The following is a 23,426-nucleotide window of genomic DNA, read 5'->3' on the forward strand; positions in this document are numbered from 1 at the left end:
GGGTGCGCGATAAACTGCCTATTAGTTAGGGAAAATTCAACCATGACGGTATATGTAGACAACGAACAGATACAGTGGCGCGGAAAGCTGTGGTGCCACATGGTCGCCGATACGTTGCCCGAATTGCATGAGTTCGCTCAGAAACTTGGGCTTCGCCGTTCCTGGTTTCAAGATCACGGCCAATATTGGCATTACGATATAACGGTGAGCAAAAGGAACATGGCATTGGCCCTCGGCGCGGTTCCAGGAGATAAACGGACTATCGTCACTTGTGCCAAGAAGCTCAAGGAAGAAAACTAAACAAACACAAGAGAGGAACAGTCATGAGCCTTGAAAACACCGCTATCAACGATCGGCTGCATGCCGCTGGATACAAAACGGCCAGCAAATCAATAAATACACGCGAGCGACGATCCGTAGATCGTAACGGCATTCCTATGGATAGGAAACCGCTATTGCCGAATGATCGCTTCGTCATGGTTTCTGGCCGAGTTACAACGCCATATCAGAAACAAAAAGGGTTGCATTATGCAATACAATGGTTGATTGACAATGCTATAGCAGAAGCCATATCTAACAATGACGGCTTTAACATGCTTCAGTTTCAGCAAATTTCAGCAAAAAAGCCAACTACGGCCGATTTGGATTGTTTGACCATGTACCTCTTTGACGTGCAGCCATACGCCGGCATGGTCGGCGCTGGTAGAGCGTTGGGGTGCCTTGTGCGCAACATCGCGGAGGCGGAGAAGTGACCACCAATATCAGGCAATGCAACCGTATCATGTCCATCGGTGATGACCATGGCGACAACGAGGCCACCATGCGCTGTCAGTTGCCCATGGGCCACGATGGCCCGCACCAGGAGACCTATGAAAGCTGCAGCCATGGAAAAGTGACAGTCAGTTTTGAGAAAGGGTTCACGCCGGTTCGTATGGAGCGAGTGAAGCACATGGTGCCGGATGGGGAGACCTGCCAGTTTGCCGATGGGCGCAACTGTCCGTTTCTGGCGTTCATTGGCATGGATGACGAATGCAAGGAGTTTGCCTGTTATCTCTCTGGAGATATCTGCGGTGGGTCGCGGTTTTACCCGAATGAATTTCACAAGGGGTGCGATTGATGAACAACAGCAAATATCAACCACCATTTCTGCGCCGAATCCATGAACGAGAAGCGGCGAGAAAAGAGGCGGCAAGGAGGGAGGCGGAGGAGGCTGCCAAAAGGCGCAAAATAGTGCTTGCCCTGGATATCTGTATGGCAGTGCTTAAAACGGGGCAAGTGCAGACTTGCCAGCATCGCCCGCGTCGAGCGCGGAAAAAGGATTTACTCAGCCATCTTGGCGACCTCTTTTTTGGAGAATAATTATCATGAGCAAGCCCACCGAACTTACTGTCCATACCGTGCGCAGCACCAAACGCGGATCCGACCACTACGGATCATGCGAAGTCTGCGGAAACGAATGCTCCGAGCATTTCGTCGCCACGAACCGCCGCGTTTCGGTGCGCGATGACGGCCAGCATATCCTGGATGGCGGTACCAGCGGAACGTATGGGCACATGCATTGCCTGATCCAGCGTTTCGGCAACCTGGTGGCCCAGGACAGCCTGCAGAGGGACGGGAACGTCCTGCTGTTTCCGCAATGGGCCGTTGACCAGATCATGACGAAGTCGATGGGCGCGCGCCGGGCGGTTTGACCAACATAAGGAGATTCACCATGGAAAAAAGGCGACGAAAGATGGATGTGGCAAATATGGTCGCATCGACAAAGCTCTCCCAGAGTCGTTTGAATGCCACCTTAAAGCTGGCGGAAAAATTTCAGGAAGATCCGCAAAAAACAGAACGACTTGCCGCGTCCTTGTGTATCCCCTGTTTTTACAGCAGTGCGTTAGGCGGGGCGGCCATAACGCAGGAGCCCTGCATGTGTTGCGGGGCAGTGCAAATGTATGGAAGCACTAATACCGACGCGCTGTGTATGGATTGTGCGCAAGAAGCGCATCTGTGCAAGCACTGTGGCGGGGATGTGGAGTTGCGAACAGGACGTAAAAACTGGCCCCGTGCAAAAGATAGCGGAGTGCCGGCATTATGAGCGGAAAGAAGCGTATCTACATCGCCGGCCCCAATCTGTTTTACGCCAACTGGCCAACCTTTGCCTCCCAGGCCCAGACACTATGTGCCGAGCATGGCCTGGAGGCGATTCTGCCGGTGCCGGCCACCGTGCTGACGGGGCCTGGGGTCACTGAATCGTCCAATGCGGAGGCGGCCAACAAGGTGTTCCAGGCTTGCCTGAATGCGGTGCGAAGCGCCGATGGGGTCATCGCTAACCTGTCTTCATTCCGTGGGTCAGAGCCGGACAGTGGCACGGTCGTCGAATGCGCCGTAGCTCACACCCTGGGCATTCCGGTCATCGGCTACACCAACGGCGATAATCCCCTCATCCGATCAGGAACGGACGCCGAAGGACGTGTATTAGCTGAGGACGGCGGCTGGATCGAGCAGTTCGGGCTTTCGCATAACGTCATGCTGCACGGCGTCTGCCTGGCTATCGTGGAGGATCCGCGAGAGGCGGTCTCCATGATGGCGGAACTGCTGGAGAGGCGAAAAAAACACAGCAAGAAAGCTGTATCGGTTGATTAATAATGGGATGAGATAGCCAGGGGGTGAACGATGGGATGGAAAAACGTAAAAGATCATTACCGGATCACGCATATTGTTCAGGTGGTGACGGATGCTATCTGTATTGGCTCTCCGTATGTTTACAATCTGATAGAGATTAGCCTGGATGGCCGCATACTAAAACGCTATGATGAGCGTAGAAATGAGCACCTGGAAAGGATTATGCGGGAAATGGATGCCGATCTGGATGTGTTGAAGCGGCTGGTGCAGGCACCGGACATTTTCGCCAATAGCATCACGGTGTACACCTGGGAAGGTGCCAAAATTCTGGAAAAACAATGTGAAGTATTTGGGTGGCCGAATGTGACGCATGATGGTTGTCTCATGTACAAAAACACCTTTTCGTTGGATAAGGCAGAGGTAATTTCTTGGGCAAAAATAAGCGCCGAGCGTGGCGTGAAGAATGCTCAGGAAGTGCTGAACCGGCATCAAAAACAGCTTCAGGAAAGCCAGGAGTACCTGGATGCGTGTCGTTTGCAACTCGACGCGCTGAGCGCGGATTATCCGGAAAATGAGTAATCGACACATCAAAGGTGGAACCATGAAAAAAATCAAACTGTTACTTTTACCTGTAGCCATTCTCGCTGCCGCCGGCTGCTCCCAGTCCGTGCCAACCGGGTCCGTAGGCATCTGGCACAACCGATTCACGGGGTATATCAACAGGCGGTAGCCCTCGTTACCAGCAGTCGCAAAGCAAGCATCCATTACATGCAGCGGCAACTCAATGTGGGCTATAACCGTGCCGCCCGCATGCTCGAAGAGATGGAGCGGGTTGGTGTGGTTGGACCAATGCAAGGCGACGGGAACAGAGAAGTCTATGTCGCGGAAGGTTGAAATGAAAAACAGATCCAACTTTTCCGATGACCTTTTCAACGCGCTGTCTTCGCAGGGAAAGGGATGCGCCAACCGGGCGGCGCACCCCAGCAAAGAGCGCACCCCTGTCGTCGATGCCACTGCCGACCTCTTGTCTGCGTCTGCACGATGCGACCTGCTTGATGATGATGGGGAGATCGATGGGTACTGCGATAACTGTCGGGGTTAACGGTCATGCCTTGCTACATTGAGCGAAGAAAAGATGGCGGAACCATGTTCCTGTGCGGCGACCTTGGGCCACATTGCGCCGCCGGGGAATGCGCGGCGGTGAGTGGTTATCTCTGCGACTATCCGGTTGGCGAAGGCAGAACCTGTGATTTGCCGTTGTGTGCGAGCCATGCTTATGAAGTGGCGCCGAACATCCACTACTGCTCAGGTCACCTGATATTATGGAAGGAATTTCGGGACAGTGGTGGAGTTCAGCACGACTTGGGGAATGTAGTCCCATACAAGGGTGATGAAAAGTGAAACAACGCCGACGCTCCCAACCAGTATTCCATGCGCATGGGTTTCCCGTGCTGCGTCAGAATTTTCGCGTTAATTATGAACGCATGCCGATGGATGCGATCCCTATGCGAGGCGTTATTCTGTGGTGGTTGGGCGTGGTGCGCATACACGAGGATGGCGACGGTTGGTCTGCCGTTTTTTGCCGCTGGCATCCTGTCACCTGGGTACTGTTCATCGCGCTTATTCCGATGTGTGCCTTCGTTGGGGAGAGGGTTTTTGATGCTGTTCCGATGAAAGTAGGCAAGTTTTTCCAGGCACATCCCGAAAAGCTGGTCTGGTGGACACCATTTTCAAAACGCCAGGGATTGCTTTGCAGGCTGCCCACAAAAGCAAAGACCACATCAACATCAAGAGTCGAGGGTGATGATGAATAGCGGATCTCCACGCAAAACACGGTCCAAGTTAGCTGCAGATCGACGACGAAAGAGGCGGGGCCTGATCCTGCCCAAATGCGAATTGCTGAATGAGAGATTTCCCTAATGGCAAAGAAGGGGTTACTGATCGTCGATCTGCAAGAGGGCTTTGCTCCCTCGCCCCTCCTCGTTGATCGTATTCGCGAATTATCACTGAATTATCCAGTAATAGCCATGACGCGATTCTCTAACCAGGTTGGAAGCTTGTTTCGATTAGTCCTTGGATGGAATGGCGATGGCGGCGCACTCTGTCTGGACCTTCCGAGTGCAACCACGCTGGAGAAAACCGGCTATGGGCTTACAGCAGAACACCTGGAAATATTGAAAGATATTGGATGTACGGAATGGCATATTTGTGGCTTGGAAACGGATGCTTGCGTTCTGGCCTGCGCATTCAGTCTTTGGGATGCAGGTCTTTGCCCCGTTGTCTTGCTCGACCATTGTCAATCTCCGCTGTCCGATGAAGTTGGAAAAATCATCCATCGCCAGTTTGGGCAAAACCAAACAACGAAAAACCGAGGTAATTTCGACCATGTCCAAGCGTGATTTGTTGGAAGCCGCTGCCCGTGCCTCTGGTATGCTGTGGAGCCATGACCCGGAGATCACACACGACGGGTTGTGGATCGTGTCCCCGACGATGCACACCTGCTGGGATCCACTCACCACGGATCAGGATGCCTTTTTCCTGATGGTGAAACTCGGGATATCCGTCATGCCGTATCCGGTCTACGCGTTGGACAAGCACTCCGTTGTCGCGAAACGGTACCAAAGCATGGATGTGATGCGCGACAAAAACCCCACTGAAATAGTGGAGGTGTACGGGAGCGATCCAGCGGCAGCAACGCGGCGGGCCATTGTGCGGTGCGCCGCCGCCATTTGGGAAGTAAAGCAGCCGGTATAAACCGTTATTTCTTTGATCAAGGAGGGTTACCATGAGGGAATTTGATCCGAATCAGCCATACACCCAACAGGAATTGAATGACGAGGCGGCCATTGAGAAAAAAACCGTATTGATTATGATTTTCATCCTGAATGGTCTATTGTTGACGCTTGCCATATGGATGGCGCACGAAGCGAGAAATACGGCGGTTACAGTTATGATATTCATATTGGTAACTCTATTCTTATTTGCAGAGATCAAGAGGATACGAGAAAGTTCTCGTGACAAATCACCGGAAAAGCAATGTGTTACAGTGAAGTCACTTATGCAGAATTCTGGCCAACTCCATAGTCTGAAGCGCGTAATGAGCTACTCGGATTTGGCAAATTATGTGCATTTGGTCCAGGCACAATCGCGGGATTTGACGCGCGAAGAACTAACCGCCTTGGATCGTCTCGCTTTTGGCAGGGGTTCGGAAGCAACCCGATGCCGGGAAGATCAAGACAAAAGAGCGCTGGTGCTGAGGCTGTTAAACCAGAACAGCATTCCAGCCGACAACCGTGATGAGCGTTATTTGGGAAGCGTCATCACGGTTGCTACCGATACCGCGATAACTAAGGAAACGTAATGCCGACATTCTTCCAAAGTAAGGATCTACTGCCGCCGGAACTCCTGGCGCGGTGGGATCACGCGGTGGCCGAGTATGACCGGGTGCTGCAAGGCATCTGCGGCGACAGTGCAGCCTGCCGGTTATTTTATTACAACCAGATCCGTGAGAAATCCGCGCTGTTCTGGCGGCTGCTCAACGGCAAAGATCCGTTGCCCATGCCGCCACCCACCAGATATGCGTACCCATGGTACGGAATCATCGAAGAGCCTGGGCCACATCAGGTGGGTAGCATTGGGTTCCATGCCTACGGCAAGCCTCTGGGTCAACAGTTGGCCGAGATACGCGGAACGGATATCGAGGACCTACTGTTCATCGAGCAATGTGGATGGAAGGTGCTCTCTCGTAACGCCGCCGCGCAGGATATGCTGGAGACGCTGCAGGGCGGCCAGTTCACCCTGGAGGACCAGAACCGGCTGATGGCCGCAGGCCCCGAGTGGGTCGTCCAGTACAGGGCGTGGCCGGCCTATCGCCTTTTTGTGCAGCGGTATCGGCGGCAGACCTTGCCGCGATTCTTGGAAGACACGCTGGATCTAGTGGATAAACGTTCCTGGGCCTGGACGAACACGGTAGTGATCCGTGAACAGGACAATGGCGGTATCGAGTTGGAAAGCGATGGATGGTTTCTAGAAAAGGAGGAATCATGCTGCACTGGTTCCTGAGCACGCTGGCCAGCCTGATCCATGCGGCCAGCCCCATTCTTAAGTCCTACGGGCTGCCGGCGTTATTTGCGCTGCTGTTCATCGAAAGCGCTGGGGTAATCTTTGCGCCGGGGGAGGCGATGGTGGTCGCCGCCGGTTTTCTTGCGGCCAAGGGCCTGTTTCCGATCTGGCTGGTGTTGCCATTGGCGATGCTGGCCGCCACCCTTGGCGGATACGCGGCCTATGGCCTGGGTGGTCGTTATGGACACAAGGCGTTGCTGCGTTATGGCGGCTATGTGGGCATCCGGCCACCCATGGTGGACAAAGCGCACGGCTTTTTTCACCGCTTCGGAGCGCCGGTCGTTCTGGTCGGGCGCTTCATCGTGCCGTTGCGCCAATTGCAAGGTTATCTGGCCGGAGCATCGGAAATGGGATTCCAGGCGTTTGCAATATGGAGCGCGATAGGCGCTGTTCTGTGGGTGGCGACCTGGGGCGGCGGGGCTTTTTGGTTGGCACAGAAAATCCCTGGGTGATTTGCTGGATTTTGTATGCTCCAAACAATATAGTATATTAAATACTGCCTAATCATTGCAGGATCCGGATGATCATTCTCGACGAAAATCAGCATCGCGTAGCGAGCCACAAGGAGGGCCCAGCGCTAGTATTGGCTGGAGCCGGGGCCGGAAAGACTGCCTCGATCATCGGTCGAACGCTGGAGTTGGTGGAATCCGGGGTCCCATCCAGCAGAATTCTGCTGCTTACCTTTTCCAGAAAAGCCGCGCGGGAGATGCGAGAGCGGGCCATGATGGCTTTTGGAGAAGGTGGCGCCACGATCCAGGCCAGCACCTTTCATGCGTTTTGTGGACGCATTTTTCGACAATACGAAAGCGTTATCAGGCCACCGTTGATCAAGCCTCAAGCGCAAGGCAACATCGCGCATACTGGCACCGATAACACGGCACCATCACAGAAAATCCAGGAGCACCAGGGCGACCGCGTGACTCAACTGGATGAAGGCGGCCAAAGCCATATCGCCATGGAAGCGATTCGACGCCAATACAAAGACCCTAAAGAAGCCGAATTGGCGCTCAAAGAGATGGACTGGCGGAAATGGCTGAGTGCTTATGATCGCCTGCGCTCCGAAGGCTATACCGCGCAAGCCCAAGGCGCCGCACAAATGACCACAGATTTTATAAATGCTTGGTGGCGCGTGGAGTTTACCGAAGCGCAGAAGGATCCAATGGCCGGTGATTTGTACCAATTCGCCGTGTGGTACGAAACGGAGAAGCGTTTGGCGCACGTCATTGATTTTGGCGATCTCATCAACCTGCCTTTTGACTTCCTTCGGGCGAATCCACCAGCGATGGCGAAGCTGGCCCATCGTTATGACCAGATCATCATCGACGAAGCCCAGGACATGGATGCCGCCCAATACCAGGGTATCCAGAGGCTGGCCCGCGCGATGCCGACACCAAACCTGATGTTGGTTGGAGATGATGATCAGTCGATTTATGGGTTTCGTGGCTCATCCCCGAGCGTGCTGCAGTACTTCGCCGACATTTTCCGCCCAGAAATCTATCGTCTGGAGCGTAATTACCGTTCTACCCGGGAAATCGTTCAACGGGCATCCCAGCATGTGGCGCACAACCGCCATCGCATTCCGAAAGAGCCATTCTCAGAGCGGGAAACAGAAGAAAGCATCTTCGCCTATCGGCACGAAACCGATATGGACGTGTTGTACTGGATCACCAGGCGACTGTTGCAGGCGCACGCCGATGGCGCGCCGTGGAGCAGCTTTGCCGTGCTTTATCGTTCCCGTCGCTTTGGACCACAAATCAGCGCCCTTCTGGTCCGTTACCGGATCCCGTTTGTGATCTATGGCGGCCTGAGCTTTTTCGAGTATTTGGAGGTGAAGTTTGCCGGGGCCTATGCCCGCCTGGCTACCAACCCCAGGGATAGCGCAGCCCTCCGTGACCTGGCACCACTCTTGCCGGGAGTTGGTGACCGCTATATGGATTTGCTGCACGCGGCGCTGATGGAGAACCCCACATTTGGTTTCGTCCAGGCAGCAGAAGCTTGCGCGTCCAATCGCTTTCGCACAGCGCATCAATCTATCCTGAAAGTGCAAAAGACGTTGCGGCACCTGCTGCAGTCCAACCCGGAAACATGGGGCAAAACTTGCTGGGAATATGAAAACTCTGGCATCCGGGTCTATCTGGAAAAGGCGGATGCCAAGGAATACGCCGACGATAAATCCGCGCTGATCGCCTCGCTGAAACGCCGGCAGGATAATCTGGGATTTTTTGATCAGATGATTACGGACGTGATCCATGAGGCTGACGCTGAAGAGGCCAAGCATCCTGTTTTGTTGATCGCCGGGATGTTTGTCACCGATGCACAAAAGAAAGACGAAGACGGGGACAGGGTGGTGTTGGCCACCGTCCATGCCTGCAAGGGCCTGGAATTCGACGAGGTCCATATCCCAGGATTCGTGCAGCCCTTGATGCCTTGGCCGATTGATGATGACCGCGACATCACCACACTTCCGCCAGACGACCAGCAACGGATCTATGCGCAGCGCGAAGAAGAGCGGCGTATCAGCTATGTGGCTCTGACGCGGGCCAAGCACCGTCTGTTTTTGCATGTTCCAGGCAGGTTCGTGACCGCTGCCAACCTTATGCTCAACGGGGCAATCAGGGCACCTTATCTCAATGAATTGGGGTTAACAGCGGTTCCGGCACCGTTCCAGGCGGCACGGATGGATACAGCCGTGCAAGCCACGGCGAATGTTATACCGTTCCGGCCGAAACCTGTTGAGGAGGATTGCCGTGGTGGGTGAGAACACGCAAACCTATCCTCGCCCATCTCCAGACCAGGTTTTGGCATGGAGACCGAAGGATTGGTGCCAGACTAAAGACGCAGCGCCACATTGGCTAGTGGTGCTCAGAAACAATGGCGCGCTAACGATCGACAACCTGGAGAGGGCGATGATTTGGGCAAAGGACGAGGAGGAACGCGCGGAGATCGCCCAGGCGCTGGAAGATATGCGACTGGGAAAGAAGGGCGGACAACTGAGCTTTTGGTCTGGCATAACGGACGCCTAAATGGAGGGCGCGCAAATTGCTCGGGAGAAAAGAGAGAGCGCGGCCCCGCCTGTCGCCGATCCGGTGGACCTGTCCTGCATCCAAAGCCCCGCCATGATGGCCAAGGCGAGGCGGATCATCCAGGCCATAACAAGCGGCAAAAGCCCATACACGGCATTTCGAGGTAAAAGGTTAACATCCAATCGGTCCATCATTTCCGTTCCGCTGAATAACGATTACAGAATATTGTTCCGGGAACTTCCCGGTGGCGAAAAAAAACCGATAAAAGCCTGTACCCACGAAACGTACAACACCAAAAAGCCAAAATAGTTGCAGGGCGACATCCGGAACTGGCCCATCCATTGCGTAAGAGAGGAAGAAACATCATGGGTATCATGGGGAACACCAACCAAAGCAGCATTACACGCAGCGTTATTACCACGTTAGACGATCATGGCCGCGATGTTATGGGACTAAAGACGGTGGCCTGGAAATTTCCGGAGACGAAGTTTGTTTCGGGATCCCTCCTGACCGTGGAAAGCACCCATTTCGCCATCATGAAGCAGCGTGGCGCGGTGCTGAATAAGTACGACACCGGGCAGTATCCTATCGAGACGCCAGACAAGCCTTTGCTGGGCAAGCTGGTGCAGGGCATGTTCGGCGGCGGAACAGACTCGAATCCTTGGCAGATGGAAATTATTTATCTCCAACGGGCAAAGCTGAAAATCCAGAACAAGGGTGTCGCCACCAGCGCCGAAATGGCCGAAATGGTGTACTTCGTGGACTATTACACCCACATCGACAGCGTGGATGACGCCCTCAAGCTGATCTCCCACATGCCGTTTGCGGGCGATTCCATCAGCACGGATGAACTGGCGGACTACGCGGGACCCGTCATCGAGCAGTCCATCAACCAGATTCTGCAGGTCACTCCGATGGAGCGGATCAATGAAAAGATCATCGAAATCACCGAGCTGTGCAAGAAACACCTGACGGAATTCCTGGGCGTCTACGGCATTACCTTGAACGACCTCAAGTTGCTTGTTCTGCCTCGCGACGAACGTATGCGGGAGCTGATCTCTCTACAGGCCATTGGCCTGACTCCGCACGAGGCGGTGCGCTATTACCTGGCGCTGAAGATGGCAGAGAAGGGGCTGGTCAGCGCACCGAACGCAGCGGTTGGCCAAAGCTTCAACGTGGGTGGGGCCCTGGGCACCTGGAATGCCTCTGGCATGGCCGAAATTCCAACTGGTGCCGGCCAATGAGCGATCCCTTGCTGAAGGACATCCCTAACGGACATTGCGACTCGCGCCACCCCAGAGGATGAAAGAGAATGGGGGGTGAGGAGATGGCGGATTGAGGTCGAGCAAGTTTTTGGTGATTCCATCCCGACTCTAACGTGACCCGCCAGGCCGACTCGTACCCCGGATTGCCTCCCTTGAGAGCGCACATTAAAAGGGCCGCCTGAGGCTTGCCACAGGCTGGTGATTTCGGCGCTGGCATTCGCCATCTCTCCCTTTGATAGTAATTGGAGAGACGTCGTTATGGAACTGCAATCCCTCTTTCACCGGGTTATCGGACTGGATGTTCATCAGGCCCAGGTCACCGCCTGTGCCATTCTCACGGACCCTGACGGAAACGTTACGATTGAGCGCCGGCAATTTGGTGCTTTTCAGAAGGACCGGAAGGCATTGGCCCTGTGGTGTGCCTCCCATCGGCCCGATACGGTGGTCATGGAGAGCACCGGGATCTACTGGAAGAGTCCCTATGCGGCCCTGGAAAAGGTGGGGATCCAGGCACAGGTCGTGAACGCCAGGCACGTCAAACAGGTCCCCGGTCGCAAGACCGATGTTGGGGATGCAGAGTGGCTCGCCACCCTGGCTCGAGCCGGACTGCTGCGGGGTTCCTTCGTTCCCCCGGCACAACTGCGGGAGCTGCGGCTGATCGCCCGACAGCGGCAAAATCTGGTGGGCATGCTCTCGTCGGAGAAAAACCGCTTGCACAAGGTGCTGACCGATGGCGGAATTCGACTGGGGGTGGTGGTCAGCGATATCCATGGGCAATCGGCCCGGGCCATGATCCAGGCCCTGATTCAGGGGAGTCCCCCGGAGGCCGTACTCCGACTGGCCAGCCGACGGCTCAAAGCCAGCCAGGAGGAGATCCTGGATGCCCTGCAAGGCGAGTTGAGTGCCAGTCACCGCTTTGTCCTGGACGAGACGCTCCGCCATATCGAGTCTCTGGAGGCCCAAATCGCGCGCTTCGATGTCCAACTGCTGGAGGGCTTGAAGCCGCAAAAGAATGCTCTCGAACTCCTGCAGACCTTGCCGGGCATCGATACCGTGGGTGCTGCCTTGCTGCTGGTCGAAATCGGAGACGACATGAGCGTCTTTGGGAGCGCCGATCGACTGGCCTCCTGGACCGGCCTTTGTCCCGGGAACAATGAGTCTGCCGGAAAACGGAAAAGTGGGCGAACCCGCAAGGGCAACCCGTATGTCCGTCGGATCCTCTGCGAATGCGCCCACGCCGCCAGTCGTACCCACTGCGCCCTGCGCTCCAAGTTCCAGAGTCTGGTCGTCCGTAGGGGGCACAAGCGCTCCATCATCGCCCTGGCCCACAAAATGCTGCGCATCATCTACTTCATGCTCTCACACGGCAAGTACTACCGGGATGCCGATACGGACTATGAGGCACTGAGTGTGCAGCGCAATGCTTCTCGCTGGATCAAGAAACTGATCAAATTCGGCTTCCTGCCGCAGCATCAGCCAGCGTAGAGCGTCACTTCGATCCCAATATGGCCACCCGATGGCCAGGGATTGCCGTGCCCATTCCACGGATTTCTTTCACATTAACAGCATCAGCGACGCCGGAGCCATCCGGCGGCTGGTGGAAAACCTGTATCAAGGCTGGGGATACAACGCCTACCGCAAAGAGAACCAGCTTCGCGCGGACGATCTGCTGGTTCGCGGCAAGATCTCGGAACTTCTGTCCGACCTGCGCCGGCGGTGGCAGGTCCGTGAGCAGGCCTGGCGCGCGGAGCATTTGCCGCCTCCGACCCGGGAACATCCGTATCCGGATGCGGAGGCCGTGAAGGCCGCTCAATCCATGCAGGCCATCCAGAAACAGATCGAGGCCTTCGAGGTCAAGATCCGAACGGCTGCGGTGCCCGAGAATGATCGGGTGTGGCAGCGGCACCGGAATGAGAAGGATATCCTCGAACACTTGATGGCGATTGATCAGCAAATGCTGGAAAGCGTGATCGGCCTGATGGAGTCCGTGAGCACCTGTGCCGTCTCCGAGTTTCACCTTGGAGACTTGGAACAGGTGTGGGCCGCGCGGCAGGACCTGCTGTTTGGAGGCGGCATCGGCACCTACTGAAACCAACCGGCCGATCGGCCCATGCGCCCCAGGGAGTCCCCCTGGGGTTTTTTGTGGGCGGTTTTCTGTCGGGTACTCCTCCATGGAATTGAATGGGATGGAGGAGTTATCAATGGAAATTGACGCAGGTGATGTAGTCTGGGGCTTCTGGCCTTACGACGGCGAGGGCGGGAAAAACCGTCCGCTTTTGGTGCTTTGGCGTAATAAAGATACGGGGATGCTGGAAGTCGCCTATGGCTCAAGCCAGCACGTCGTAGAGATCAAGGATGGTGAGTCGGACAATCCAAAAGAGTTTCTGGTCACAAATCGTCAAGACATGGTTCTTACCGGATTGAACAGACCGACACGGTTCAACTTAGGGGATAGGATGCAAATTTCCCCGGAAAAGGTTGAGGCGATTGGGCATGTGCGCACCAGAAACATGCTTTACCGCCTCGAAAGGGCTGTAAAAGCGGCTCACATTATTTTAGAATAAGGAGGAAAGAATGAATCTAAGGAGCGCGGTTATGGGTACCTTTGTCATTTCTGACGAAAGAATCTCTGATGCTGTAAGAGGCAATCTGGAGGTTCTGCGTCGCTACTTGCCAGACATGGACGACGGGCAGATCGTGGAGACAGCCTTGCTGCGGATGCAGATGCAGGTTGTCGCATCGACCCCCAATACCACGGGACGATATCGAAATATTCTCGAGGTCTTCCAAGACTTCGGTATCTGACCAAACCCAACCCCTTGTCTTCGGACTTGGGGTTTTTCTTTTGGGCACCTATTCGCCGGTTTTTCCTACATATAGGCAGCATTTGCTGCGGCATGTGGCGAAATCTTGCGCGTAGCTGGGATTTTCTCCCGAAGAATGCGGTGAATAGGTCAGAAATGGACCGTAACACAGAATCCCCAAACGACCGGTGACGTGCGCCCCTGTCCCAGCGGCTATCCCAGCAAGTGCAGGTACTTGCTGGTCGTTCCGATGTTGCTGTGCCCCATGTTCTCTTGCACCTGGCGCAGATCCATACCCTTGGCCAACCAGCGGCTGGCGGCGGTGTGCCGCAGGAGATGGGGTCCTTGTTGCGCCTTCTGGATTCCGGCGCGGTCGAGAAGCCGCCGGACAATCATGTAGAGCACCTGGGTGCTCAGGGCATTCCCCTCGTCCGTGAGAAACAGGGCATCGCTTTTGGATACGACCCGCGCCCGGGTCCGTATCCAGGCGCGTAGGCGATCCGCGTGCTCCGGCGTAAAACGCACGAGCCTTTCCTTGTCTCCCTTGCCGATGACCCGCAATCGGCCCTGGAAATAATACTCGGCCGCCGAGTGGGGAAGGGCGCATATCTCGCTGGCGCGCAGGCCTGTATCGAAAATGAATCCGATCAGGGCGGCGTCCCGGATTCCGGCAATGGTTTCCTGTTTCGATGCTTCATACTGCAAGCGGTCCATATCGTCCCATTCGAGCACCGGACGCAATCTGGCGGTAGCTTTGCCGACGTTGCCACCTTTCTTGTGTTTTTGGTCTTCGATGAGGGCTCTGGCGGGATTCCCGGAAAACGGCCCATGTTCTTCCGTGGATTCCAGGTAGTCGAAGAAAAGCGCTAACGCGCCTGTGCGTACGTTCTGCGTATTGACTGGAGCGGTGCCGCCAGACTGTCCGGTCATGACGAATTTGCGGACCAGATGGATGCTGGCTTCGCTGATGCGCTCTACACCATCAAAATCCAGAAATTCCAGAAAGCGATGCACATTGCGTCCGTAAATGCGAATCGTGGCCTTCGAGTAGGGATTCCGGAAGTTCGGGCCGGATATCCAGCGGATGAAGCCTTCGGTTACCGCTTCAATGTCAATCATGGCTGCATTCTCTCCTGTTTTCTCCATGTTGGACCGCCATGATTAGGATAATGTCACTTATCCTAACCTAGCCACCCGGACCAAAGGCCATCTGGCGGCCTATATCTAGTGTCCTTATCCTAACACGTCCCAACATATTGACAAGCTCATTCAGTGCGCCTTTAATGTTCGTCGTGAGCCGATAAAAAGGCGAAAGCAGATCCATCATGGAAAAGGATGCAATGATGAAAAATGTAGCTGGTGTTCCCGTCCGTCGTGTCTCTGCCGAGATATTCGGCGATCAGGCGGTAGACTTGGAGATCATGGAGGTTTCTCTTGGTTTGAACCGCGCAACCCGGAGCAAAGGCGATCGTGACGCTAAATTGGTCACGTTGGCGCTGGCGGCATTGCGCAAGGCTGTTTCTCAATACAGCGCCGAGAATCGCGTGCGCTACCCGGAACTGGGCGAGTTTTCAGATTGGTTGGGAATCCAGCCTGAAAAATCGGAAGACGCACAGGTGACAGAAGTAGCAGCTCATCCGGCCATGGTTCCTCATGGCGCGGACGATGGCCCAGTACCCATGACATAGGATAGATTACCGTGAAAAAGACAAAAACAGGCGCTCCTACGAGGAAGCCGTCCCGCAAGCCATCCTGGTTGCTCCGATTGTATGCCCAGGTCGTCGCCCCCATTCTGGCGACCATCATCGTTCTTACCCCGATTGGCATCGCCTACTGGTCCGTTGCGCCGGGCGGCCCGTACCGGGCCTGGTTCGTCAAGGAATTCCAGGTGCCAGCGCATCCCAAAACTGGGCCAGGTCACACGGGATCCGACTCTGGTTCCAATGTGCATCTGCAAAAAGACTAGAGGAGATCGCCATGCGCAAACTCATTTTCGTGCTTTCTTGCTGGTGGGCTGGCGCCGCTGGTGCCGCGACCGCGCCATTGTCCTTGTTTGGCGTGCCGCTGGAGCATGCCACCCGGGCGCAGGTCGAAGGTGCTATGGACAAGGCTGGACTGACGCCAGTGCAGGTTGGAAAGAAATTCTGGTACGACATCTACCGGGTCCATGGTCAGCTCCCAGGCGCCAGCCAGCTCATGGTCGGTTACACCAAAAACAACCGTTTTGCAGTGGCGCGGTATGTGTTCCCGAGTTTCATGGACACGGGCCAGGTCACAAAGATCATCGACATGGTGAAAGACAAATATGGTCCGCCATCCAGCCAGACGGGCATGACCGGGCTGGGTATGGTCACCGCCACCTGGCGGGAGCCCGGCGGCATGGAGATCCGGGTGGTTCGCGGTTGGCCGGCCACCACGACGACGCTATCACTGCTGAATCCGTCCATGGACGCCAGAATGAAAGCCCAGATCGCGGCGGAAAAAGCGCATAAACTGGATGATCAGGCCAGAGCGGACAGCAACGCTTTTTGAGACGGGCAGTGCGGCCGTAACGGCCAACCGCGAGGTAAATGCTGGCTATGGATAACAACTGCCATCGTCTGTTGGCGAGTGCTTGCATCTGATAGCAGTTGTTATCAGATGATTGCGGCTGGCCTGGGCATAGAAAAACCCCAGGCCGAAGCTTGGGGTTGGGGGGGCAAGATGAGCGAAATATCCTCAAGACGCCCAGGATGTTCCGAGAGACAGCAGCCCAGATCGATGCGCATGAATGGGATCCGCAGTAAGCGCGTACACATCGCCCAGCGAGCGTAAATGGTCCAGCAAAAGCTTTCCCACGTCGCCCGTTGGAGATTCCAGAACCTTGTCAGCCAGGTTTGATGCCCAGTAATCACAGGAAAGCGCTTTGTGCCCAATGGCTTCGGATGGTACGAAAAGACCAGAAAGGATCTCTTCGAAGCCATTCTTTTGGGCTAGATTGTGGTACCGCATCTGAGCTTTGGCGGCGGTCAGCAATCGGATTTCTCGATATTTGATTTGGCAACAGAAGAACGTCGCTGCCATTGCCATTGGGCCAGGCTCGCTTCGATCAATCAAATGGCCGTGAAACAGGAAAAGGGGTGAGGAGCCGGCTCGCTCCAATCGAATTTCGAACATGGTGTTTCTCCTTGCGAAAAGTGGGCGCGCCGCCCGGTAAATGCCGGGATGGAATATCAGACAGGAATCCGCTCAAAGAAAAACCCCGGTGCAAGTTGCACTGGGGTTGGTGGGATCAGCCTTGACTTGGTCGCGTCAAGTTAGTCACAGATGTCAACAAAACCGCCATACGCCATGTTCCGGATTTCCCAAAGCGGGTCTTCAACAACCGGTCCAGTGCTATGGTCGTGTGCAAAGTCGCCAATCTCCTTCAGCGTATCGTTGAGGTTCTGGATCTTGGCCTGAAGGCCGGCAATATCTGCTTCGGCTTTTTGCTTGGCAAACTGATCCTCAACGGCTCGCTTGATGATGGCGAGAAAATCAGCGGGTAGATCGTGCCAATTGACCATTCTCATCGATCCAACAAGTCTGGCTTTAGCCTTGGCGTCAATAACTTTGGCAATTTCTGTCAGATCAATGTTTTCGACGCTGATGCTAATGTTGCCTCCATTGCCATCCATATCAAATGCGTGCTCGCCAAATTCTAATGAATCACAGATAACGCGGTCATCTGTTACCGCTGTCACTTTCCAAGTAACGACGCAACTCGGGCCTATCATGGAGCGGAACAGATATTGAAATGAATCACCAGGCTTGAGGCCGCCGAGAAACTTTCTGATATCGCTGCTGGACGAACTATTCATGATGCTCTCCTATCGAATGCGGCTGGTGCCGCGATAAATGCCGGAGAGGAATACCAGACAGTTTTTCGGACAGATCCGCCGGCAAACGAGGCGATGCCGCACCACTAAAAAACCGCCTTCCCCGAAGGAAAGACGGCTAGAGAACTAAGCATGCAAGTGGTGAAACCCAGCCCGCAGAAACTCCATTTGGTCAGCCAGAATCCTGCGTCCGGTCAGGTACAGGAATTCATACTGGTTAGGGGTGTATGGCACGGCGATTAGCTTCATGCCGGACTGCTCCGGCGTCATGGCCCCCTTGTGGCTGTTGCACCGCTTGCAAGCGGCCACCACGTTGGTCCAGATGTCCTTGCCACCCTTGCTGGTCGGGATGATGTGATCCCTGGTCAAATCGCGGTCCTTGAACGGCCGTCCGCAATACATGCACAGGTGGCCATCGCGCCGGAACAGTGCCGCGTTGGTGAGCGCTGGTACCCGCCACCGGGTCCACGGAGTTCCCCGCACCGAGATAACCGGATGGATGTCCATGTGCGACTGCAGCCCCGTGAAGCGGTTGCGCCCGCCATGCAGGATCCGGAACGGCTCCCCCAGCGTCCAGACCACCATCCCTTTGGCGTAATAGCCTGCCGCTTCCTCCTGGCCAATCCAGTGCAGAGGATTGCCAGCACTATCAAGCCGCAATACATCCGCCATGAAGCACCTCCTTTGTGAAAGGGGAGACCGCCATGACGTGAGCGGTCATCCCTTGGTGGAACTTGTCCCGTTATCGGGATGAAGCTGGGCAGCAGCCGGATCGCGCGGATCCAGAATTGATTCCACCCCGCGCCCGCCCAAAGCCTCCGCTTGGAGCATGGATGCTTCCATTGCCGGCGAGGTGACCGGAGTTTCGATATGCTGACCAGTCTCCGGGCTAACCAGGTGATCGAATACCGCCAATCGTTGTCCTTTCTTTTCGGTGAAATGCATCAGAGTTCTCCTTGAATAGATATGGGGTGTTGCATGTTTCTGGCTTCCGCGATCTTGTCGATCACTGGCCGCAATGCCGCGTGCATGGCTCCGTAATTGCTACCCAGCGAGATCAGCGAGACATTTAAGCCCCCGTGCTTGCGGGCATACGCCTGAGTCATTTGACTCAGACGATCCTTCGCGGCCGCCTCCTTCGTTTTCGCCTGGGCGGCATCCTGATCGTCTAACGGCAGCCTTTCGGCCCATCCGGCCATCGTGCTTTCGGCCTGGGCGATAACGTCGGCCCACATGAGATCCAGCATCTCCAAAGCCTGTTCTGAACTGGCAGGGCGCACGGCAGCGGATGGCGTCTGCCGCGTAATGGCGGGTGGGTATGGCGATAAGCATGGACGATCCATGATGTACCCTTTTGGCGAAATTGGCGCGACCGGAGGGATTCGAACCCCCGCCACTCGGTGTAGAAGACCGATGTTCTGTCCGCTGAACTACGGCCGCTTCGTTGGTGCCCCTGGAGAGATTTGAACTCCCGGCACCCTGGGCCGAAACCAGGTGCTCTGTCCACTGAGCTACAGGGGCGTTATTTGATCGTCAACTGTCGTGATGGGGTTATTTTATGTAACATATTGTTTTGTATTTATAATTTGTTTGACTGTTTTTTGATCGCCACCGGCTACAAACGATACCAGCAGATCGACCAGCCTAGCGGCACGCTGTCCTCCGATCTGTGTGGTGATCATTTCATCGCAAACCGATATCCGATGAGCAATGATTGATAATGTACTGTTTTTAATTCATATTCTTATTTCATACCTATCGAAGACGCAACAGAATGGTACCCGCAGCCGGACTCGAACCGGCAAGTGCTTTCGCAAAGGGACTTAAATCCTCCGTGTCTGCCAATTCCGCCATGCGGGCGATGTACAACAAAATGGTGCAGCGAGCCGGAGTTGAACCGGCGACGCCCTGGCCTTCAACCAGGCGCTCTACCAACTGAGCTATCGCTGCGTACATGGTACCCTGCGCGGGAGTTGAACCCGCATGCCCGAAGGCTGCGGATTTTGAGTCCGGTGTGTCTGCCAATTCCACCAGCAGGGCATGATAAACGCTGTTTTCTATACACATCTGCCTGACGTGTATAGAAAATTCTGTATTTTTATGCGGGAACAAAACCTTATGTATGAAACCTTTAACAAGAGCGGCGCCAAGTAAAGGAAAATTGAATTCCGTTTACTTGGCGAAAAAAATGGTGGGTGCGGCGGGGATCGAACCCGCGACCCCTAGATTAAAAGTCTAGTGCTCTACCAGTTGAGCTACACACCCCATGTTGCAGATTTGGCTGGGAAGCAGGGCCTCGAACCCCGGTTGCCTGGGTCAGAGCCAGGCGTCCTACCACTAGACGACTTCCCAATAATAATGGTGCCCCTAGCAGGACTCGAACCTGCATGCCATGTTGATGGCTCCGGCTTCTGAGGCCGGCGCGTTTACCGTTTCACCATAGAGGCGGTGGATACTAAAATTGGCGCTCCCAACGGGATTTGAACCCGTGTCCCCGGCTTGAAAGGCCGGTCGCCTGGACCGCTAGCTGGATAGGAGCGTTGAAACAAAAATGGTACTTCCAGCGGGAGTTGAACCCGCCTTTCCTGGTTGAGAACCCGGCGGCCTGACCGATAGCCGATGGAAGCATGGTGCCCACAGCAGGGGTCGAACCTGCGGCCTCCCGCTTCGTAGGCGGGCGCTCTGTCCACTGAGCTATGCGGGCGGTTTGGAGCAGAAAGTGCGAGTCGAACGCTCACCCGGCACAGGCGCCGTAACCGGGCACATCTCCGGGACTTGCCATCCCGGCGCTTTCCGTAAGCTATTTCTGCGAATGTGGTAACAGATCAGTCGGCAACCAGTTCCACCAGCGCGTCCTGAAAGATCAGGATGCGCTGGGATCCAATTTTATCGTGGGCAACGGTGCCGAATTCCAATCCTAACAGGGTACCCAAATGGAAAGCCTGCGCGAAATCCTGCACGGAAAGCCCGATGCACAGGTTGCCATCAAAGTGCCTTGCCTCAAACGGGAACCCAACCTGCTTTAGCTTGTCCATCAACATCTGTGCAATTTCGCTTTTCGCTTGAATGCTCATGGCGCCTCCGTGAACGTGAAAATGGTGCATCCCGATGGACTCGAACCATCGGCCTCACGATTATCGGTCGTGTGCTCTGCCAACTGAGCTAGGGATGCGTGTTTGGTGCAGGTTGACGGGGTCGAACCGCCGACATTCGGCGTGTAAAGCCGACGCTCTACCAACTGAGCTAAACCTGCGAAATTGGTGGACAATGCCGGGGTCGAACCGGCGACCTGCGGCTTATGAGTCCGCCGCTCTGCCAACTGAGCTAATTGTCCGGTTTTTGAGGTCGCGAAATGCGACCTCAAAGTCTCTATCCCCGCCACTGGTGATCGCGGTACCGCTTCCAGCTTTTTTGTGCGCGGCAGGGAGTGAAATCATCCCAGGCATAACACCGCACGCGCAGCTTCACGCGGATCGGCGGTTCGCCATCTTCCCGGCAACCGTGACCGGTATCGCGCACCTTACGTCCGAAGTCCGGCGTTCCCTTAGCTATAATACGGTTTCCTGATGCGCTTGCCGTCCGCCTCGTCCTGGCGAAGCTCCTGCAGGGTTTTCTCACCAAAATGCCGGCGCGGATTGCCGCACATCCAACAAGAGCAAGGGGTCGGCGTATCGACTACTTTACCGCGATGACTTGGGCTTTCGTCGGACTCCGAAAGATCCCGGCCCCAATGAAAGCGGCGATTACACCACAGACGATACCGGTGATGCCGGCGTGTCGCTCTGGGCATCTTGCTGTTTCGATCCGACATGGTTCAATCCTCCAGGCCGCACCGCAACCGTCGCAGAACGGTTTCTCAAGGCGGGCGGCCTATTGCGGGATGGATGTTTCTCTGGAGATGGCGTCCATATCGCTGTCATCAAACGGGTGGCATCCGCCATTCTTCGCCTGCTCAAGAACGCGGACCACTTCGCGCAACCCGCTGGCCATGCTGGCTCCAGGCGCCAACGTCAGGCGAAAGAACCGGTCTTCTCCAAATTCTTCCTTCGTGCAATAAGCGTGAAATTCCTGCAGCGCCGCATAAGCATCTGGCGACAAGTTCTCCAGAAGCTCCGGGGTGCTCAAAATCTGCGCCGCATCCTTCACGCGGAACGGCGCTTCCCGATACCCTATGTCGATGGTTTCCATGATAATCCCTTTTGATATGGTGGACCCGGGGAATTTCGAAATCCCGACCCGACAGTTATGAGCCGTCCGCTCTGCCTCTGAGCTACGGGTCCGTTAGTGAAATGGAGCACGGTACCGGAGTCGAACCGGTCTCTGCGGTTTTGCAGACCGCCGCTTGGGCCGCTTGGCTAACCGTGCGTGATTGGCTGAGAGCGCAGGAATCGAACCTGCTGGTACTGGGTCCAAGGCCCAGCGTCACGCCATGCGACAAGCCCTCAAGAATTAGGTAACGCATCAATGCGTCGTGGGAACACCTATGTCGGCCAGGGACCGCTCCGCCCAGGCGCGGTCCTCGTCGGTCATCTCACCACCGGAAAGCATTTGCAGAAAACTTTCCGGCGGCACTCCACCTTGGGCGACCATATCCGCATACAGGTTTCCGGCGGTCAACCAGATATGGTCCGGCGCCTCCTCTTCTGTCAATTCCGCCACCCACTGTGCGGGAAGGCTGGCTTTCGCCTGGGCCACCTTGTCGGGGAAGGAACAGGCGTGGCATGAGTCACAGGGTTGCATAATTTTCTCCTGGTAATGATGAATTGGTGCCGGATCTCGGAGTCGAACCGAGGGCCTACCGCTTACGGGGCGGTTGCTCTGGCCTCTGAGCTAATCCGGCGTGTTTTGAAAGAGCAACAAGGGAAGCCATTGAAGGCTTTCCATGTTGCTCTCTGCCGCCATTCTGACCACAATGCTTGGCCTTGCGGGTGTACTTCGTGCGATCCCGTTGCGCGTAAGTCGGCAGCACGCCGATACGCCGCTTATGCTTCTCCGGTCGAATGACCAGCGTTTCCTTCTTCATGAGAGACCTCCTTTTCCGATTCCCACTTCCCCATTCCAACATCGAACCGATCTAGCCTTTCGGCTAACCTTGCGGTCGCCAGGATCACCCGGTCGAAGCAAATACCGAACATTGCTGTAGCCTGCATGGGTATCGGTCCATCAAAGATCCCATTGTGCGCCGGGATGAAGTCCTTCTGGCATTTCTCGCACCACAAATGTCCCTCAAACTCAGACCATTGGGTATCCTCGTTACCGCAATCGCAAGCAGCTATTTCGTAGGTTTTGGGTGGCTGGCAATAGACCCAGGTGCGACGCTTCATTCCGTGGTCCTCATTTGCTGGTACGCACATCGGCAAAAAGCGCATCCATATCGACCGCCGCCCCGATTTTATCTTGCTCCGTTTTCGCGTCCTCCAGAAAAGCGATGTGCTTGCGGATATACCGCATAAAGAGCATCGCCTTGTCCTCCGGCAGAAATGTTGCGGTACCCGTGTCCTCCACCGGCACCGGAAACGAGAACCCGCACTCCGTCTCGTACCACAAGGTGTTTTCCTTGAAGTGCGTAAAACGGACCTTTTTGCCGTCTTTCACCATATCCTTGATCGTGTTCATTGTAACCTCCGTGCAAATTGGAGCCGGTTGCCGAAATCGAATCGACGACATCCTGCTTACAGGGCAGGCGCTCTACCGTCTGAGCTAAACCGGCGTGTTGCTTTATGCCTCCCGAATATCAGGGCCATG

General features: G+C 55.4%; 36 protein-coding genes and 20 tRNA genes. 25 read left to right on the forward strand and 31 right to left on the reverse strand.

Annotated features, from left to right (window positions below):
- Positions 1-42 precede the first annotated feature (42 nt).
- The 22 genes from AFE_RS05275 to AFE_RS05395 all read left to right on the forward strand — a co-directional run bounded on the left by AFE_RS05275 (position 43) and on the right by AFE_RS05395 (position 13,825).
- A complete protein-coding gene (locus AFE_RS05275) occupies positions 43-300 on the forward strand; it encodes a DUF4031 domain-containing protein (RefSeq protein WP_012606831.1) in 258 nt (85 codons plus the stop codon).
- Between the two features lie 23 nt (positions 301-323).
- A complete protein-coding gene (locus AFE_RS05280; protein WP_041645491.1) occupies positions 324-752 on the forward strand; it encodes a hypothetical protein in 429 nt (142 codons plus the stop codon).
- Complete coding sequence (locus AFE_RS05285) at positions 749-1,117, forward strand: hypothetical protein (protein WP_041645496.1); 369 nt, start codon at positions 749-751, stop codon at positions 1,115-1,117. The genes AFE_RS05280 and AFE_RS05285 overlap by 4 nt, the downstream gene beginning before the upstream one ends.
- The gene (locus AFE_RS05290; RefSeq protein WP_012606833.1) at positions 1,117-1,359 is read left to right on the forward strand and encodes a hypothetical protein; all 243 of its coding nucleotides are present in this window, start codon (positions 1,117-1,119) and stop codon (positions 1,357-1,359) included. The genes AFE_RS05285 and AFE_RS05290 overlap by 1 nt, the downstream gene beginning before the upstream one ends.
- 5 nt (positions 1,360-1,364) lie before the next feature.
- Positions 1,365-1,691, forward strand: a complete 327-nt coding sequence (locus AFE_RS05295) for a hypothetical protein (protein WP_012606834.1) — start codon at positions 1,365-1,367, stop codon at positions 1,689-1,691.
- A gap of 20 nt (positions 1,692-1,711) precedes the next feature.
- Positions 1,712-2,083, forward strand: coding sequence for a hypothetical protein (locus tag AFE_RS05300; RefSeq protein ID WP_012606835.1), 372 nt, complete (start codon positions 1,712-1,714; stop codon positions 2,081-2,083).
- Complete coding sequence (locus AFE_RS15280) at positions 2,080-2,631, forward strand: nucleoside 2-deoxyribosyltransferase (protein ID WP_012606836.1); 552 nt, start codon at positions 2,080-2,082, stop codon at positions 2,629-2,631. The genes AFE_RS05300 and AFE_RS15280 overlap by 4 nt, the downstream gene beginning before the upstream one ends.
- Before the next feature lie 30 nt (positions 2,632-2,661).
- Positions 2,662-3,189, forward strand: a complete 528-nt coding sequence (locus tag AFE_RS05310; RefSeq protein WP_012606837.1) for a hypothetical protein — start codon at positions 2,662-2,664, stop codon at positions 3,187-3,189.
- 123 nt (positions 3,190-3,312) lie between these two features.
- Complete coding sequence (locus AFE_RS17060) at positions 3,313-3,504, forward strand: DNA translocase FtsK (protein WP_080513181.1); 192 nt, start codon at positions 3,313-3,315, stop codon at positions 3,502-3,504.
- 554 nt (positions 3,505-4,058) lie between these two features.
- Positions 4,059-4,424 (forward strand): hypothetical protein, encoded by a 366-nt coding sequence (locus AFE_RS05330; protein ID WP_148208607.1) that lies wholly within the window; start codon positions 4,059-4,061, stop codon positions 4,422-4,424.
- A gap of 105 nt (positions 4,425-4,529) precedes the next feature.
- Positions 4,530-5,009 carry a cysteine hydrolase family protein gene (locus tag AFE_RS15560; RefSeq protein WP_012606841.1) on the forward strand — a complete coding sequence of 160 codons (480 nt, stop codon included), beginning with the start codon at positions 4,530-4,532 and terminating at the stop codon, positions 5,007-5,009.
- Entirely contained in the window at positions 4,996-5,364 is a 369-nt protein-coding gene (locus AFE_RS05340) for a hypothetical protein (protein ID WP_080513182.1), read from the forward strand. The genes AFE_RS15560 and AFE_RS05340 overlap by 14 nt, the downstream gene beginning before the upstream one ends.
- Before the next feature lie 31 nt (positions 5,365-5,395).
- Complete coding sequence (locus AFE_RS05345; protein WP_041645534.1) at positions 5,396-5,971, forward strand: hypothetical protein; 576 nt, start codon at positions 5,396-5,398, stop codon at positions 5,969-5,971.
- Positions 5,971-6,672 carry a hypothetical protein gene (locus tag AFE_RS05350; RefSeq protein ID WP_012606844.1) on the forward strand — a complete coding sequence of 234 codons (702 nt, stop codon included), beginning with the start codon at positions 5,971-5,973 and terminating at the stop codon, positions 6,670-6,672. Before AFE_RS05345 ends, AFE_RS05350 begins: the two co-directional genes overlap by 1 nt.
- On the forward strand, positions 6,654-7,184 hold the full coding sequence (locus tag AFE_RS05355) for a DedA family protein (protein WP_012606845.1): 531 nt from the start codon (positions 6,654-6,656) through the stop codon (positions 7,182-7,184). The genes AFE_RS05350 and AFE_RS05355 overlap by 19 nt, the downstream gene beginning before the upstream one ends.
- A gap of 68 nt (positions 7,185-7,252) precedes the next feature.
- Positions 7,253-9,490, forward strand: coding sequence for an ATP-dependent helicase (locus tag AFE_RS05360; protein ID WP_012606846.1), 2,238 nt, complete (start codon positions 7,253-7,255; stop codon positions 9,488-9,490).
- 361 nt (positions 9,491-9,851) lie between these two features.
- The gene (locus AFE_RS17170) at positions 9,852-10,064 is read left to right on the forward strand and encodes a ParE family toxin-like protein (protein ID WP_423365592.1); all 213 of its coding nucleotides are present in this window, start codon (positions 9,852-9,854) and stop codon (positions 10,062-10,064) included.
- 56 nt (positions 10,065-10,120) lie between these two features.
- Positions 10,121-10,999: an SPFH domain-containing protein gene (locus tag AFE_RS05375; protein ID WP_012606850.1), complete on the forward strand. Its 879-nt coding sequence runs from the start codon at positions 10,121-10,123 to the stop codon at positions 10,997-10,999.
- Between the two features lie 279 nt (positions 11,000-11,278).
- Positions 11,279-12,505, forward strand: a complete 1,227-nt coding sequence (locus AFE_RS05380; RefSeq protein ID WP_012606582.1) for an IS110-like element ISAfe3 family transposase — start codon at positions 11,279-11,281, stop codon at positions 12,503-12,505.
- 31 nt (positions 12,506-12,536) lie between these two features.
- Positions 12,537-13,109 (forward strand): hypothetical protein, encoded by a 573-nt coding sequence (locus AFE_RS05385; RefSeq protein ID WP_041645546.1) that lies wholly within the window; start codon positions 12,537-12,539, stop codon positions 13,107-13,109.
- A 112-nt stretch (positions 13,110-13,221) separates the two neighbouring features.
- Complete coding sequence (locus AFE_RS05390) at positions 13,222-13,584, forward strand: hypothetical protein (protein ID WP_148208608.1); 363 nt, start codon at positions 13,222-13,224, stop codon at positions 13,582-13,584.
- Between the two features lie 10 nt (positions 13,585-13,594).
- Entirely contained in the window at positions 13,595-13,825 is a 231-nt protein-coding gene (locus AFE_RS05395) for a hypothetical protein (RefSeq protein WP_041645555.1), read from the forward strand.
- A 212-nt stretch (positions 13,826-14,037) separates the two neighbouring features.
- Here the strand turns inward: AFE_RS05395 and AFE_RS05400 are convergent, their stop codons facing one another.
- Complete coding sequence (locus AFE_RS05400) at positions 14,038-14,943, reverse strand: tyrosine-type recombinase/integrase (RefSeq protein WP_012606853.1); 906 nt, start codon at positions 14,941-14,943, stop codon at positions 14,038-14,040.
- A gap of 206 nt (positions 14,944-15,149) precedes the next feature.
- Here AFE_RS05400 and AFE_RS05405 point away from each other — a divergent pair, with 206 nt between their 5' ends.
- The 3 genes from AFE_RS05405 to AFE_RS05415 are packed head-to-tail and all read left to right on the forward strand — an operon-like array spanning position 15,150 to position 16,356.
- Complete coding sequence (locus AFE_RS05405) at positions 15,150-15,512, forward strand: hypothetical protein (RefSeq protein ID WP_012606854.1); 363 nt, start codon at positions 15,150-15,152, stop codon at positions 15,510-15,512.
- Between the two features lie 11 nt (positions 15,513-15,523).
- Positions 15,524-15,790, forward strand: coding sequence for a hypothetical protein (locus tag AFE_RS05410; protein WP_012606855.1), 267 nt, complete (start codon positions 15,524-15,526; stop codon positions 15,788-15,790).
- Between the two features lie 11 nt (positions 15,791-15,801).
- The gene (locus tag AFE_RS05415; RefSeq protein WP_012606856.1) at positions 15,802-16,356 is read left to right on the forward strand and encodes a hypothetical protein; all 555 of its coding nucleotides are present in this window, start codon (positions 15,802-15,804) and stop codon (positions 16,354-16,356) included.
- A gap of 186 nt (positions 16,357-16,542) precedes the next feature.
- On the opposite strand, the gene AFE_RS05420 is transcribed toward AFE_RS05415, so the two are convergent.
- From AFE_RS05420 to AFE_RS05565, 30 genes are all read right to left on the reverse strand, one after another.
- Positions 16,543-16,980, reverse strand: a complete 438-nt coding sequence (locus AFE_RS05420; RefSeq protein ID WP_012606857.1) for a hypothetical protein — start codon at positions 16,978-16,980, stop codon at positions 16,543-16,545.
- A gap of 140 nt (positions 16,981-17,120) precedes the next feature.
- Positions 17,121-17,663: a hypothetical protein gene (locus tag AFE_RS05425; protein ID WP_012606858.1), complete on the reverse strand. Its 543-nt coding sequence runs from the start codon at positions 17,661-17,663 to the stop codon at positions 17,121-17,123.
- A 144-nt stretch (positions 17,664-17,807) separates the two neighbouring features.
- Entirely contained in the window at positions 17,808-18,353 is a 546-nt protein-coding gene (locus AFE_RS05430; protein ID WP_012606860.1) for an HNH endonuclease, read from the reverse strand.
- A 45-nt stretch (positions 18,354-18,398) separates the two neighbouring features.
- Entirely contained in the window at positions 18,399-18,626 is a 228-nt protein-coding gene (locus AFE_RS05435) for a hypothetical protein (protein ID WP_012606861.1), read from the reverse strand.
- A complete protein-coding gene (locus AFE_RS05440; RefSeq protein ID WP_012606862.1) occupies positions 18,626-19,024 on the reverse strand; it encodes a hypothetical protein in 399 nt (132 codons plus the stop codon). The genes AFE_RS05435 and AFE_RS05440 overlap by 1 nt, the downstream gene beginning before the upstream one ends.
- A gap of 21 nt (positions 19,025-19,045) precedes the next feature.
- Positions 19,046-19,121: transfer RNA gene (locus tag AFE_RS05445), tRNA-Arg, on the reverse strand.
- 5 nt (positions 19,122-19,126) lie between these two features.
- Positions 19,127-19,202 (reverse strand) — tRNA-Arg (locus tag AFE_RS05450).
- 254 nt (positions 19,203-19,456) lie between these two features.
- A tRNA-Leu gene (locus tag AFE_RS05460) sits at positions 19,457-19,541 on the reverse strand.
- A 14-nt stretch (positions 19,542-19,555) separates the two neighbouring features.
- Positions 19,556-19,631, reverse strand: a tRNA-Phe gene (locus AFE_RS05465).
- A gap of 5 nt (positions 19,632-19,636) precedes the next feature.
- A tRNA-Leu gene (locus AFE_RS05470) sits at positions 19,637-19,721 on the reverse strand.
- A 149-nt stretch (positions 19,722-19,870) separates the two neighbouring features.
- Positions 19,871-19,946, reverse strand: a tRNA-Lys gene (locus AFE_RS05475).
- Between the two features lie 13 nt (positions 19,947-19,959).
- Positions 19,960-20,033, reverse strand: a tRNA-Gln gene (locus AFE_RS05480).
- A gap of 7 nt (positions 20,034-20,040) precedes the next feature.
- Positions 20,041-20,128: transfer RNA gene (locus tag AFE_RS05485), tRNA-Leu, on the reverse strand.
- A 15-nt stretch (positions 20,129-20,143) separates the two neighbouring features.
- Positions 20,144-20,220: transfer RNA gene (locus tag AFE_RS05490), tRNA-Glu, on the reverse strand.
- Positions 20,221-20,233: 13 nt separating this feature from the next.
- Positions 20,234-20,308: transfer RNA gene (locus AFE_RS05495), tRNA-Glu, on the reverse strand.
- Between the two features lies 1 nt (position 20,309).
- A tRNA-Arg gene (locus AFE_RS05500) sits at positions 20,310-20,385 on the reverse strand.
- A gap of 4 nt (positions 20,386-20,389) precedes the next feature.
- Positions 20,390-20,491: transfer RNA gene (locus AFE_RS15990), tRNA-Ala, on the reverse strand.
- Between the two features lie 15 nt (positions 20,492-20,506).
- A complete protein-coding gene (locus tag AFE_RS05505) occupies positions 20,507-20,755 on the reverse strand; it encodes a hypothetical protein (RefSeq protein ID WP_041645583.1) in 249 nt (82 codons plus the stop codon).
- Positions 20,756-20,777: 22 nt separating this feature from the next.
- Positions 20,778-20,853, reverse strand: a tRNA-Ile gene (locus AFE_RS05510).
- Between the two features lie 5 nt (positions 20,854-20,858).
- Positions 20,859-20,934 (reverse strand) — tRNA-Val (locus AFE_RS05515).
- Positions 20,935-20,939: 5 nt separating this feature from the next.
- Positions 20,940-21,015: transfer RNA gene (locus AFE_RS05520), tRNA-Met, on the reverse strand.
- 536 nt (positions 21,016-21,551) lie between these two features.
- Positions 21,552-21,869 carry a hypothetical protein gene (locus AFE_RS05530; protein WP_041645589.1) on the reverse strand — a complete coding sequence of 106 codons (318 nt, stop codon included), beginning with the start codon at positions 21,867-21,869 and terminating at the stop codon, positions 21,552-21,554.
- 17 nt (positions 21,870-21,886) lie between these two features.
- Positions 21,887-21,961, reverse strand: a tRNA-Met gene (locus AFE_RS05535).
- A 10-nt stretch (positions 21,962-21,971) separates the two neighbouring features.
- Positions 21,972-22,046, reverse strand: a tRNA-Cys gene (locus AFE_RS05540).
- 5 nt (positions 22,047-22,051) lie between these two features.
- Positions 22,052-22,126 (reverse strand) — tRNA-Gln (locus tag AFE_RS15995).
- A 16-nt stretch (positions 22,127-22,142) separates the two neighbouring features.
- Positions 22,143-22,421 carry a hypothetical protein gene (locus tag AFE_RS05545; protein ID WP_012606865.1) on the reverse strand — a complete coding sequence of 93 codons (279 nt, stop codon included), beginning with the start codon at positions 22,419-22,421 and terminating at the stop codon, positions 22,143-22,145.
- 24 nt (positions 22,422-22,445) lie between these two features.
- Positions 22,446-22,521 (reverse strand) — tRNA-Thr (locus AFE_RS05550).
- A 142-nt stretch (positions 22,522-22,663) separates the two neighbouring features.
- Entirely contained in the window at positions 22,664-23,005 is a 342-nt protein-coding gene (locus AFE_RS05555; RefSeq protein ID WP_041645592.1) for a hypothetical protein, read from the reverse strand.
- A gap of 10 nt (positions 23,006-23,015) precedes the next feature.
- The gene (locus AFE_RS05560; protein WP_012606866.1) at positions 23,016-23,297 is read right to left on the reverse strand and encodes a hypothetical protein; all 282 of its coding nucleotides are present in this window, start codon (positions 23,295-23,297) and stop codon (positions 23,016-23,018) included.
- 18 nt (positions 23,298-23,315) lie between these two features.
- Positions 23,316-23,391, reverse strand: a tRNA-Thr gene (locus AFE_RS05565).
- Positions 23,392-23,426 lie beyond the last annotated feature (35 nt).

The organism is Acidithiobacillus ferrooxidans ATCC 23270 (assembly GCF_000021485.1).
GTDB lineage: Bacteria > Pseudomonadota > Gammaproteobacteria > Acidithiobacillales > Acidithiobacillaceae > Acidithiobacillus > Acidithiobacillus ferrooxidans.

Coding starts and splice junctions, on each gene's coding strand:
- AFE_RS05275 (WP_012606831.1), top strand. CDS start 43: ATGACGGTATATGTAGACAACGAACAGATACAGTGGCGCGGAAAGCTG.
- AFE_RS05280 (WP_041645491.1), top strand. CDS start 324: ATGAGCCTTGAAAACACCGCTATCAACGATCGGCTGCATGCCGCTGGA.
- AFE_RS05290 (WP_012606833.1), top strand. CDS start 1,117: ATGAACAACAGCAAATATCAACCACCATTTCTGCGCCGAATCCATGAA.
- AFE_RS05295 (WP_012606834.1), top strand. CDS start 1,365: ATGAGCAAGCCCACCGAACTTACTGTCCATACCGTGCGCAGCACCAAA.
- AFE_RS05300 (WP_012606835.1), top strand. CDS start 1,712: ATGGAAAAAAGGCGACGAAAGATGGATGTGGCAAATATGGTCGCATCG.
- AFE_RS15280 (WP_012606836.1), top strand. CDS start 2,080: ATGAGCGGAAAGAAGCGTATCTACATCGCCGGCCCCAATCTGTTTTAC.
- AFE_RS05310 (WP_012606837.1), top strand. CDS start 2,662: ATGGGATGGAAAAACGTAAAAGATCATTACCGGATCACGCATATTGTT.
- AFE_RS15560 (WP_012606841.1), top strand. CDS start 4,530: ATGGCAAAGAAGGGGTTACTGATCGTCGATCTGCAAGAGGGCTTTGCT.
- AFE_RS05340 (WP_080513182.1), top strand. CDS start 4,996: ATGTCCAAGCGTGATTTGTTGGAAGCCGCTGCCCGTGCCTCTGGTATG.
- AFE_RS05345 (WP_041645534.1), top strand. CDS start 5,396: ATGAGGGAATTTGATCCGAATCAGCCATACACCCAACAGGAATTGAAT.
- AFE_RS05350 (WP_012606844.1), top strand. CDS start 5,971: ATGCCGACATTCTTCCAAAGTAAGGATCTACTGCCGCCGGAACTCCTG.
- AFE_RS05355 (WP_012606845.1), top strand. CDS start 6,654: ATGCTGCACTGGTTCCTGAGCACGCTGGCCAGCCTGATCCATGCGGCC.
- AFE_RS05360 (WP_012606846.1), top strand. CDS start 7,253: ATGATCATTCTCGACGAAAATCAGCATCGCGTAGCGAGCCACAAGGAG.
- AFE_RS17170 (WP_423365592.1), top strand. CDS start 9,852: ATGGCCAAGGCGAGGCGGATCATCCAGGCCATAACAAGCGGCAAAAGC.
- AFE_RS05375 (WP_012606850.1), top strand. CDS start 10,121: ATGGGTATCATGGGGAACACCAACCAAAGCAGCATTACACGCAGCGTT.
- AFE_RS05380 (WP_012606582.1), top strand. CDS start 11,279: ATGGAACTGCAATCCCTCTTTCACCGGGTTATCGGACTGGATGTTCAT.
- AFE_RS05385 (WP_041645546.1), top strand. CDS start 12,537: ATGGCCAGGGATTGCCGTGCCCATTCCACGGATTTCTTTCACATTAAC.
- AFE_RS05390 (WP_148208608.1), top strand. CDS start 13,222: ATGGAAATTGACGCAGGTGATGTAGTCTGGGGCTTCTGGCCTTACGAC.
- AFE_RS05395 (WP_041645555.1), top strand. CDS start 13,595: ATGAATCTAAGGAGCGCGGTTATGGGTACCTTTGTCATTTCTGACGAA.
- AFE_RS05400 (WP_012606853.1), bottom strand. CDS start 14,943: ATGATTGACATTGAAGCGGTAACCGAAGGCTTCATCCGCTGGATATCC.
- AFE_RS05405 (WP_012606854.1), top strand. CDS start 15,150: ATGGAAAAGGATGCAATGATGAAAAATGTAGCTGGTGTTCCCGTCCGT.
- AFE_RS05415 (WP_012606856.1), top strand. CDS start 15,802: ATGCGCAAACTCATTTTCGTGCTTTCTTGCTGGTGGGCTGGCGCCGCT.
- AFE_RS05420 (WP_012606857.1), bottom strand. CDS start 16,980: ATGTTCGAAATTCGATTGGAGCGAGCCGGCTCCTCACCCCTTTTCCTG.
- AFE_RS05425 (WP_012606858.1), bottom strand. CDS start 17,663: ATGAATAGTTCGTCCAGCAGCGATATCAGAAAGTTTCTCGGCGGCCTC.
- AFE_RS05430 (WP_012606860.1), bottom strand. CDS start 18,353: ATGGCGGATGTATTGCGGCTTGATAGTGCTGGCAATCCTCTGCACTGG.
- AFE_RS05435 (WP_012606861.1), bottom strand. CDS start 18,626: ATGCATTTCACCGAAAAGAAAGGACAACGATTGGCGGTATTCGATCAC.
- AFE_RS05440 (WP_012606862.1), bottom strand. CDS start 19,024: ATGGATCGTCCATGCTTATCGCCATACCCACCCGCCATTACGCGGCAG.
- AFE_RS05505 (WP_041645583.1), bottom strand. CDS start 20,755: ATGAGCATTCAAGCGAAAAGCGAAATTGCACAGATGTTGATGGACAAG.
- AFE_RS05530 (WP_041645589.1), bottom strand. CDS start 21,869: ATGGAAACCATCGACATAGGGTATCGGGAAGCGCCGTTCCGCGTGAAG.
- AFE_RS05545 (WP_012606865.1), bottom strand. CDS start 22,421: ATGCAACCCTGTGACTCATGCCACGCCTGTTCCTTCCCCGACAAGGTG.
- AFE_RS05555 (WP_041645592.1), bottom strand. CDS start 23,005: ATGAAGCGTCGCACCTGGGTCTATTGCCAGCCACCCAAAACCTACGAA.
- AFE_RS05560 (WP_012606866.1), bottom strand. CDS start 23,297: ATGAACACGATCAAGGATATGGTGAAAGACGGCAAAAAGGTCCGTTTT.